Annotated in this window: 8 protein-coding genes and 1 pseudogene; all 9 read left to right on the plus strand. The window is 73.2% G+C overall.

All coding sequences use genetic code 11. From position 1 onward, the window contains the following. A pseudogene (locus tag VFO68_RS10930) lies at nt 1–324 on the plus strand (hypothetical protein); the annotation flags it as partial. A 137-nt stretch (nt 325–461) separates the two neighbouring features. After that, entirely contained in the window at nt 462–1,346 is an 885-nt protein-coding gene (locus VFO68_RS10935) for a helix-turn-helix transcriptional regulator (RefSeq protein WP_325158104.1), read from the plus strand. Nucleotides 1,347–1,405: 59 nt separating this feature from the next. Beyond that, nucleotides 1,406–2,164, plus strand: coding sequence for an endonuclease/exonuclease/phosphatase family protein (locus tag VFO68_RS10940; RefSeq protein WP_325158105.1), 759 nt, complete (start codon nt 1,406–1,408; stop codon nt 2,162–2,164). A 27-nt stretch (nt 2,165–2,191) separates the two neighbouring features. Beyond that, a complete protein-coding gene (locus VFO68_RS10945; protein WP_325158106.1) occupies nt 2,192–4,237 on the plus strand; it encodes an ATP-binding protein in 2,046 nt (681 codons plus the stop codon). Nucleotides 4,238–4,282: 45 nt separating this feature from the next. Beyond that, nucleotides 4,283–5,647 carry an FAD-dependent oxidoreductase gene (locus tag VFO68_RS10950; RefSeq protein ID WP_325158107.1) on the plus strand — a complete coding sequence of 455 codons (1,365 nt, stop codon included), beginning with the start codon at nt 4,283–4,285 and terminating at the stop codon, nt 5,645–5,647. Between the two features lie 27 nt (nt 5,648–5,674). Then, the gene (locus VFO68_RS10955; RefSeq protein ID WP_325158108.1) at nt 5,675–6,886 is read left to right on the plus strand and encodes a threonine synthase; all 1,212 of its coding nucleotides are present in this window, start codon (nt 5,675–5,677) and stop codon (nt 6,884–6,886) included. A gap of 108 nt (nt 6,887–6,994) precedes the next feature. Beyond that, nucleotides 6,995–8,362: a M28 family metallopeptidase gene (locus tag VFO68_RS10960; RefSeq protein ID WP_325158109.1), complete on the plus strand. Its 1,368-nt coding sequence runs from the start codon at nt 6,995–6,997 to the stop codon at nt 8,360–8,362. Between the two features lie 110 nt (nt 8,363–8,472). Beyond that, nucleotides 8,473–9,093 (plus strand): DUF47 domain-containing protein, encoded by a 621-nt coding sequence (locus tag VFO68_RS10965; RefSeq protein WP_325158110.1) that lies wholly within the window; start codon nt 8,473–8,475, stop codon nt 9,091–9,093. 58 nt (nt 9,094–9,151) lie between these two features. Beyond that, nucleotides 9,152–10,411, plus strand: a 1,260-nt coding sequence (locus tag VFO68_RS10970; RefSeq protein ID WP_325158111.1) for an AfsR/SARP family transcriptional regulator, incomplete at its 3' end; no start/stop codon positions are given.

A 10,411-nucleotide genomic window follows, 5' to 3' on the forward strand; every position in this document is an offset into this window, starting at 1 on the left:
CCGATCATCGTCGGCGGCGCCTCCGCGGCCGCCTACCGGCGTGCGGTGTGCTCGGCGAACGGTTGGTACGGCTGGGACCTGGACCCGGAGGGCACCGCGGCGGCGCTGGCTGAGCTGCGCGCCGCCCGGGACCGCTACGACCGGCCCGCCGAGCTCGGCGACCTGGAGATCACCATGACCCCGCCGGGGCCGCTCGACCTGGACACCGTTCGCCGTTACGCCGACCTGGGTGTGCACCGGCTGGTCGTGCAACCCGAAACCATGGACGGCACCGCGATCGACGATCTGATCACCGGCACGGCGGACCTGATCTCCCGGCTCTGATCTGGTCGGGCCCATCCGGTGAACCCCCTCTGTGCGTTCCCGCATCACCGGGTGGGCCCGCGAACATGTATACGGCACAACGGTTGTTCAGAGTCGGAGCGTTGGACGGTGAACAACACCGTGTGAACAATGAGCCGGTGCCTCGACAAGAGCAACCGCTGGAACCGGACGGGACCGTCCTGTACGAGTTCGCCGCCGGCCTGCGCCGGATCCGGGAACTGGCCGGCGGTCCCACCTACCGGGAGCTGAGCCGGCGGGCGCATTACTCCGTCGCGGCACTGTCCGAAGCCGCCGCCGGCCGCAAGCTGCCCAGCCTGGCCGTGACGATCGCCTACGCGGGGGCGTGCGGGGCGGACACCGCCGTGTGGGAGCAGCGTTGGCGCCAGGTGGCCGCCGAGCTGACCCCGCCCGACGACGAGGTCGAGTCGGATCTGCCCGCGCCCTACGTCGGTCTGGCGGCGTTCCAGCCGGAGGACGCCGGCCGGTTCTTCGGCCGGGACGAGGTGGTCCTCGACCTGCTCCGGCGGATCCGCGCCAGGCGGCTGGTCGGCGTGTTCGGCGCGTCCGGCTCCGGCAAGTCCTCGGTGCTGCGGGCCGGGGTCGCGGCGACGGCCATGGCCCGCGGGGTGTTCGACACCGGGCCACAGCCGGTGGTGCTGCTCACCCCGGGCCCGCAGCCGAGGCGGGAGTGCGCGGCCCGGTTGGCCGAGCTGACCGGCGACCTGGAGGAGAGCGTGCTGGCCGAGCTGACCGGCCCACCGGACACGCTGCGTTCCTGGATCCACCGGGCGATGGCCGGCCGGCCGGACGACGAGGACCTGCTGCTCATCGTCGACCAGTTCGAGGAGACCTTCACGCTGTGCCAGGACCCGGCCGAGCGGGCCTGGTTCATCGACGCGCTGGTGCGTGCCGGCGCCGGCCGGGCCCGGGTGGTGCTGGGCGTGCGCGCCTACTTCTACGGGCACTGCGGCCTGTGGCCCGCGCTGGTCGAGGCGTTCGCCTACCAGCCGCCGTGCCCGTGACCGCGCCGTCTTGCCGGAAGGGCTAGCAATTCGTGGACAGATCACGGGAAACTGTGATCATGTCTGTGCGCCTGGTGCTCGGTGTGGTGTTGGGGCTGGTGGCGGGTGCGGTGCTGCCCGCGTCCGGGGCGTCGGCCGCGACGACGGTCAAGGTGTTGCAGCTCAACATCTGTCACAGCGGCCTGGTCGGGTGTTTCACCGGCGACCGGGTGATCACCAAGGCCCGGGCGGTGATCGGCGCGAACCGGCCGCAGGTGGTGTCGGTGAACGAGGCGTGCGCCGGCGACGTCGAGCCGTTGCGGCAGGCGATGGGCGCCGCGCGGGCGGTGTTCGTGGCCGCGGAGCACCGCAACGGCACGCCCGTGACCTGCACCAACGGCCAGAGCTACGGCAACATCATCATGGTGGCCGAAGGACTGGCCGGAACCACCGGGCAGACCGGGCGCTACACCAGCCAGGACACCAGCGACGAGATGCGGGTATGGGCCTGCCTGCCGGCCGGGGTGCTGACCGCCTGCACCACCCACCTGTCGGCGCGCAGCGGGTCTTCCGCGCTGGCCCAGTGCGGCGAGCTGATGGCGCGGGCGGTGGGCTACGCCGCGTCCGGCCCGGTGGTCGTCGCCGGGGACATGAACCTGCGCTACCAGGGCAACCCGAACGTCCAGGACTGCAACCGGTCCGGCTTCTACCGCAAGGGCGACGGCTCGGTGCAGCACGTCTTCGCCAGCACCAGCCTCGCCTTCGTCAGCGGCACCAAGATCAGCATGTCCGGCACCACCGACCACCCGGCCTGGCTGGTGACCACGACCCTGTCCTGACCAGGGACAGCGGTATAACGTTGGCCGATGGGCACCGGGACGGTCGGACCCAGGACCGTCGGACACCGGCTGGACGCCGCACGCCGGGACACCTTCGTCGGCCGGGCCGGCGAGCTGGAACTGGTGCGCGCGGCGCTGGCCGAACCGGAGCTGCCGTTCGTGCTCCTGCACGTGTGCGGGCCGGGCGGGATCGGCAAGTCGGCGCTGCTGCGCCGGCTGGCCGCGGTGGCGGCCGAGTCCGGGACGCAATGCCTCGGCGTCGACGGCCGCGACATCGGCGCGACACCCACGGACTTCGTCACCGCGCTGGGCGCTGAGCTGGGCGTGGCCGGGGATCCGGTCGAGGCGCTGGCCGCGAGCGGGCCGGCGGTCCTGCTGGTCGACACGTTCGAGGCGCTGAGCGAGCTGGAGGACTGGTTCCGGGAGGAGTTCCTGCCGCGCCTGCCGGCTCAGCTGCTCGTGGTGACCGCCGGCAGGCAGCGGCTGGCCCCGGCCTGGCAGGCCGACCTGGGCTGGCGGGACCTGGTCCGCACGGTGTCGCTGCCCAACCTGAGCCCGGCCGAGACCGCGGAGTTCCTGCGCCGGGTGCGGTTGCCGGCGCACCTGCACGACCAGGTGTTCGGCCTCACCGGCGGCCACCCGCTGGCCCTGGCGCTCGCGGCGGACGTGCTGCGCCAGCACGGCCTCGACCCGGCCCTGGGCGTGGCCGACGCGCCAGACGTGATGCAGGCCCTGATGGTGCGGTTCGTCGAAGGCCTGCCCGACCAGTCGCACCGGCACGCGCTGCAGGTGTGCGCCGAGGCGCGGACCACGACCGAGGCGGTGCTGCGCGCCGGGCTCGACCGCGACGACGTGCACGACCTGTTCGAGTGGTTGCGCGGCCTGTCCTTCGTGGCCGCCGGCCCGCACGGGATCTTCCCGCACATGCTCGCCCGGGACGTGCTGGTCGCCGACCTGAGCTGGCGCGACGCCGAGGTCCGGGACCGGTTGCACAACCGGGTCCGGGCGCACGCGACCGCCCGGATGCGTGCGGCGACCGGGCGGGAGCGGCGGCTGGCCATCCTGGACTTCCTGTTCACCGAGTACAGCCAGCCGAGGTTCCGGTCCTACTGGAAGGAGTGGGACACCACCGGCCGCGTCTTCGGCGAGCCGGCCACCCCGGCCGACCGCGCGGCGATCCTGGACCTGGTGCGCCGCAACGAGGGCGCGGAGTCGGCGGCACTCGCGCAACGCTGGTTCGACCGGCAGCCGGAGGCGTTCACGCTCTACCGCGGCCGGCACGGCGTGCTGGGTTTCCTGTGCTGGCTCTCGCTTTCCGACGCGGCGGCCGAGGACGTCGAGGCCGACCCGGGCACCCGGGCCGCGTGGCGGATCTGCGGCCCGGCCGAGCCCGGGGCGGACGTGCTGATGCTGCGGTTCCTGATGGACGGCGAGGCCTACCAGGGCTCCTCCCAGCTGTTCAACGTCGGCCCGGTGGTGCACGTGCTCCAGGTGCTCGACCGGCCGGGCCTGCACTGGGACTTCCTCGCCGTGGCCGACGCGGAGTTCTGGGCCCAGCTGTGGACCCACATCGGCTACGACCGGATGCCGGCGGCCGACTTCACGGTCGGCGAACGCCGTTACGCCGTCTTCGCGCGCGACTGGTGGACCGCCGCGCCGGTTCCGAAGTGGACGGAGATCCTGAGCTGCCAGCACGAGGACCCGGCCCGGCCGGAGTTCGAACGGGCGGCCCGGCAGGCACTGCGCGACCTGCGCCGGCCAGACCTGTTGGCCCGCAACCCGTTGACGCGCTGCCGGCTGGTCCGCGAGCGCGCGGGCGAGCCGGCCGTCGCGCTGGTCGAGGTCGTCCGCGAGGCCGCCGACGTGCTGCGGCAACATCCCCGGGACGAGAAGCTGCACCGCGCGGTCGACCGGACCTACCTGCGTCCGGCCGCCACCCAGGAGTTGGCCGCCGAACTGCTCGGGCTGCCGTTCAGCACCTACCGCCGGCACCTGACCCAGGGGGTGGCGCGGGTGGTGTCCCTGCTCTGGGAACGTGAGCAGAAACCGAGCGGTTTCCGGCCTGGGAACTGAGCACCTCCCGCCCGCATCCTGCGCGGGCGACTGAGGAGGTGCGCTATGGGGCGCGACAAGCGAAACCACGCCGTGGTGCTCGGGGCCAGCATGGCCGGGCTGCTCGCGGCCCGGGTCCTCGCCGAGGAGTTCGACCGGGTCACGCTGATCGACCGGGACACGATGCCGCCCGACGCCCGGCACCGCCGGGGCGTGCCGCAGAGCCGGCACGCGCACGGGCTGCTGGCCCGCGGGCAGCAGATCCTGGAGGAGCTCTTCCCCGGCCTGACCGAGGAACTGGTCCAGGCCGGCGCACCCGCCGGCGACCTGCTCGGCGACGTGCGCTGGCACCTCAACGGCAACCGGTTGCGGCAGCGGGCCTCCGGCCTCACCGCGCTGTGCGCGAGCCGGCCGTTGCTGGAGAACCGGGTGCGGGACCGGGTGCTCGACCGGGCCGGCGTGACGGTGCTGGACCGGCACGACATCGTCGGCCTGGCGACCACCTCCGATGCCGCCCGGGTCACCGGGGTGCGGGTGATCGGGCGCGCCGACGGCGGTAGCGCCGAGGTGGTCGAGGCCGACCTGGTCGTCGACGCGACGGGTGCGGGCTCCCGCCTTCCGGTGTGGTTGACCCAGTTGGGATACCCGGCGCCGGAGGAGGAGACGGTCCGGGTGGACGTCGGCTATGCCACCCGCAACTACCGGCTGCGGCCCGGCGCGCTGGGCGAGGACCTGGTGGTGGTGCTCGGTCCGACCCGGGACAACCTGCGCGGCGCCGTGCTGGAGACGCTCGAGGACCGGACCATGCTGACCCTGGTCGGCCGGCTGGGCGACTACCCGCCGACCGACCCCGACGGGTTCACCGGTTTCGTCGCGACGCTGCCCGCACCCGATGTGGCCGAGGCGATCCGGGACGCCGAGCCGCTCGACGCGCCGGTGCCGACCCGGTTCCCGGCCAGCGTGCGCCGGCGGTACGAGCGGCTGCGCCGCTTCCCCGCCGGCCTGCTGGTGACCGGCGACGCGGTGTGCCGGTTCAACCCCACCTTCGCGCAGGGCATGACCGTCGCCGCGCTGGACGCCCTGGCGCTGCGCCGGGAACTCGAGCACGGCGGCGCGCCCCGGCCGGACCGGTTCTTCGCCGGCATCGCCACCGGCATCGACGCCGCCTGGGCGGTGGCGGTGGGCGCGGATCTGGCGTTGCCCGGCGTCATCGGGCGGCGCACCCCGCGAACCCGGGTGATGAGCCGGTACGTGGCCCGGTTGCAGGCGGCGGCCGCCCGGGACGCCGGCCTCGCCGAGGCGTTCATCCGGGTGGCCGGCCTCGTCGACCGCCCCCCGCGCCTGCTCCGCCCGGCGATCGCGGCGCGGGTGCTGGCGCCGGGCGGGCCCACCCGGCCGGCGGCGAGGATCTCCGAAATGATGAACGGGTAGGCGTGCACAGAACCAGGGAGGGGTCCGGTGGCGTATTCGGCGTTGCGCGGGTTGAGCTGCCCGCAATGTGGTGCGGGGTATGACGCGGACCGGGTGATGAACCTGTGTGCCTGCGGGTCGCCGTTGCTGGCGGAGTACGACCTGGGGGCGGTGGGCGAGACGGTGACGCCGGAGGTGATCGGCCGGCGGCCGCCGACCCTGTGGCGCTACCACGAACTGCTGCCGGTGCGTGACCCGGACAACGTGCTGACGCTCGGCGAGGGCATGACGCCGCTGGTGCCGCTGCCCCGGCTGGGCGCGGAGTACGGGGTGCCGAGGTTGCTGATGAAGGACGAGGGGCTGGTGCCGACCGGGTCGTTCAAGGCGCGTGGCGCGGCGGTGGGCGCGTCCCGGGCCCGTGAGCTGGGGGTCAAGGGGATCGCCATGCCCACCAACGGCAACGCCGGCGCGGCCTGGGCCACCTACGCCACCCGGGGCGGGCTGCGCAGCCTGATCACGATGCCGCTGGACGCCCCGGTGGTCACCCGGCGGGAATGCCTGGCGGCGGGCGCCGAGCTGTATCTGGTGAATGGCCACATTGGACAGTGCGGCCAGCTCATCGGCGCCGCGCTGGAGAGCCGGCCGGGGTTCCAGGATGTCTCCACGCTCAAGGAGCCCTACCGGGTGGAGGGCAAGAAGACCATGGGGCTGGAGTTGGTCGAGCAACTCGGCTGGCGGGTTCCCGACGTGATCGTCTACCCCACCGGCGGCGGTGTCGGCCTGATCGGCATCCGCAAGGCGTTGCGCGAGCTGCAGGAGCTCGGCTGGATCGGCGACCGCCTGCCCCGCCTGGTCGCGGTCCAGGCCAGCGGGTGCGCCCCGATCGTCGCCGCCTTCGCGGCCGGCGCGACCCGTGCGCAAGCGTGGCCGGATCCGCACACCGTCGCGTTCGGACTGACCGTGCCCAAGCCGCTGGGCGACGCGCTCATCCTGGAAGCCTTGTACGCCACCGAAGGCACCGCGATCGCGGTCGACGACGAGGACACGCTGGCCGAGCAGACCCGGTGCGCCCGGCTGGAAGGCGCGCTGCTCTGCCCAGAGGGCGCGGCCACCCTCGCCGCCGTGCGCCGGCTGCGCGAGTCGGGCTGGCTGCGCCCGGACGACGAGGTGGTCGTGCTCAACACCGGCGCCGGGATCAAGTACCCGGACACGGTTTCGGCGGACGCGCCGGTGCTCGAGCCGGACGGGGCCATTCCCTGAACGATCCTCCGTTCCGCCCTAGACAGGGTGGGGTGGCGGGCGTAGTACGGGGGGATGGAACCGTCTGCTTCCCATGAAGAATCTTCGGTTGCCCCCTCCCGGCGTGCGGTGCTGACCGGCACCCTGGCCGCGGCGGGCGGAATGCTGCTGCCGGTGACGGTGTCCGCCGCCGACGCCGAGCCCCTCGGCGATCACGGCGTGGACTCGGAGTTGCGGGCCCTGCTGCGTGAAGTGGACCGGCGCCGGGTCGAGGCCAACGTGCGCCGGCTGGTCGGCTTCGGCACCCGGCACACGCTGTCCAGCCAGACCGACCCGGTGCGCGGGATCGGCGCCGCCCGGGACTGGATCCACGCCGAGCTCAGCCGCCACGCCGAACGCTCGGGTGGCCGGATGACCGTGGCGCTGCAGTCCTACGTGCAACCGCCCGCCCCACCGCGCATCCCGACGGAGACCACCATCACCAACGTGGTGGCGACGCTACGCGGCACCACCGCCCCCGAGCGGGTCTACGTGATCACCGCGCACTACGACTCCCGGGTCACCGACGTCAACAACTTCACCGCCGACGCCCCCGGCGCCGACGACGACGCCTCCGGCGTCTCGGTGATCATGGAGGTGGCCCGGGTGCTGTCCACCCATCCCACGGCCGCCACCGTGGTGTGTGCCGCGGTCGCCGGCGAGGAGCAGGGGTTGTTCGGCTCGAACTTCATGGCCACCCAGTTCAAGGCGGCGGGCACCGACGTGCAGGGCATGTTCTCCAACGACATCGTGGGCAGCTCCACCGCCGAGGACGGCTCCCGCGACCCGCACACCATCCGGCTGTTCGCCGAGGGCGTGCCGACCGCGGAGACCCCGGCGGAGGCCAACACCCGCCGCTCGGTCGGCGGCGAGAACGACTCCTCCTCGCGCCAGTTGTCCCGGTTCGTCGACGACGTGGCCAGGCGGTCCGGCGCGGGCCTCGACGTCCGGGTGATCTGGCGCCGGGACCGCTACCTGCGCGGCAGCGACCACATCTCGTTCCTGCAGCAGGGTTATCCGGCCGGCCGGTTCACCGAGCCCGCCGAGATCTTCGCCCACCAGCACCAGGACGTCCGGGTCGAGAACGGCGTGCAGTTCGGCGACCTGATCGAGTTCTGCGACTTCGACTACATCACCCGGGTGGCCAAGCTCAACCTGGCCACGATGTTCTCCCTCGCGCAGGCCCCGGGCACGCCGAAGAACGTGCGCATCATCACCGCGAACCTCACCAACGCCACCGACCTGGCCTGGAACCGGGGCACCGAACCGGATCTGGCCGGCTACGAGATCGTCTGGCGGGAGACCACCGAGGCGGACTGGACGCACGTGATCCGGGTCGGCGACGTGACCGCCGCGCACGTCGACATCTCCAAGGACAACGTCTTCTTCGGCGTGCGGGCGGTCAACCGGGCCGGCAGACGCAGCCCGGTGGCCTTCCCCGTCCCGGCCGCCAGCTAGCCGGGTCGTCACCCGGCGCGCCTGTGCGGTGGCGCGACGCGTTGTCGTAGGGTGCGGTCCGGGTACGGTCCGCCGTGCCGTCCACCGGGACCGGTACGGAAGGATCCGTGATGCGCCTGCGTCTGCAACCTCGGGACGCGAAGTTCTTCACCCTGTTCACCGCCGCGGGCGCGAACATCGACGCCGCCGCCGAGGTGCTGCGGGAGTTCGTCACCGCCGCACCCGGCCGGCGGGCGGAGCTGGCCGAACGCATGCGTGCGGTCGAGCACGCCGGCGACCAGGCCACGCACGACATCCTGGACCAGCTCAACCGCTCGTTCATCACGCCGTTCGACCGGGAGGACATCTACCGGCTCGCGGTCCGGCTGGACGATGTGATCGACTTCATCGACGCGGCGGTGGACCTCACGGCGCTGTACTGGACCGGGGAGCTGCCCACCGGGGTGCACGAGCAGGCCGAGCTGCTGTGCCGGGCGGCGAAGCTGACCGCCGAGGCCATGCCGAACCTCGCCCGGCCCGGTGGCCTGCACACCTACTGGGTCACCGTGAACGAGCTGGAGAACGAGGCCGACCAGGTCTACCACCGGCTGCTGAGCTGGTTGTTCAGCGGTGAGCTGGACCCGCTGACCGTGCTGAAGCTCAAGGAGGTCGTCGACGCGCTGGAGTCGGCGGCCGACGCCTTCGAGCACGTCGCCGACCTGGTGCACACGATCGCGGTCAAGGAGTCCTGACGCCGGGCGCGTCCGTTCGGCGGTAGTCGCCAATGTGGGGCCAGTCCACCCTGTGCGGGTGGAATTTTCCATTCTCGGTCCGGTTCGGTGCGAGCATGACGGGCGGACGGTCGAGCTGGGTGGCCGGCAGCGCCGGTGCGTGCTCGCCGTGCTGCTGCTGCAGGCGGGCCAGGTGGTGCCGCTGGACCGGATGGTCGAGCTGGTCTGGGGTGACCCGCCGGTCGCCTGGCGCAACGCCGTGCAGACGCACATCTCCCGGCTACGCAAGGTGTTGGCGGTCGACCCGAGCGTACGCATCGATGCCCGGCCGCCCGGCTACGTGCTGCACGCCGAGCCGCACCGGGTGGACCTGCTCCGGTTCCGCGCGCTGGTCGCCGAGGCCGGCCGCATCTCGGACCTGGACCGCTCCGGCGAGTTGCTGCGCGAGGCCCTGACGCACTGGGCCGGCCGGCCGCTGGCCGACGTGGTCGCCAGCGAGCCGCTGCGCCGGCTGTGCACCAGCCTGGAGGAGGAGTGGCTGGCCGCCGTCCGGCAGCGGCTCACCGTCGACCTGCGACTGTCCCGGCACGCCGCCGTCCTGGGTGAGCTGGCCGACCTGGCCCACGCGCATCCGACCCACGAGGGCCTGGCCGAGCTGTGGGTGCTGGCGCTGTACCGGTGCGGCCGGCAGGCGGACGCGCTGGCCGCGCTGCAACGCATCCGCGCCCGCCTGGTGGAGGAGCTGGGCATCGAGCCCGGTCCGGCGCTGCGCACGCTGCAGCAACGCATCCTGCGCGCCGACCCGGGGCTGGAACCGGTGGCCGAACAGCCCCGCCCGGCCACCCCGGCGCAGCTGCCCGCCGACGTCGCCGGTTTCTGCGGCCGCAGCGGAGAACTGGCCGCGCTGGACCGGTTGCGCTCCGGCGCGGCGCAGCCGGTGATCCTGGCGGTGACCGGAACGGCCGGCGTCGGAAAGACCGCGCTGGCCGTGCACTGGGCGCACCGCGCGCGGCCGGCGTTTCCGGACGGTCAGCTCTTCGTGGACCTGCGGGGTTACGACCCGAACCAGCCGATGAGCACCGGCGACGCGCTGGTCCGGTTCCTCGATGCGCTCGGGGTGCACGGCCCGGACATCCCGGCCGAGGTGGACGCGCGCGCCACCCGGTTCCGCACGGCGGTCGCCGACCGGCGGATGCTGATCGTGCTGGACAACGCCTCCTCGGTGGAGCAGGTGCGGGCGCTGCTGCCCGGCACCGCCACCAGCGTGGCGCTGGTCACCAGCCGGGACAGCCTGGCCGGGTTGGTGGCCCTGCACGGCGCCCGCCGGCTCGAGCTGGAC

Origin of the sequence: Actinophytocola sp. (assembly GCF_035712165.1) — a bacterium.
Classification (GTDB): domain Bacteria; phylum Actinomycetota; class Actinomycetes; order Mycobacteriales; family Pseudonocardiaceae; genus DASYTH01.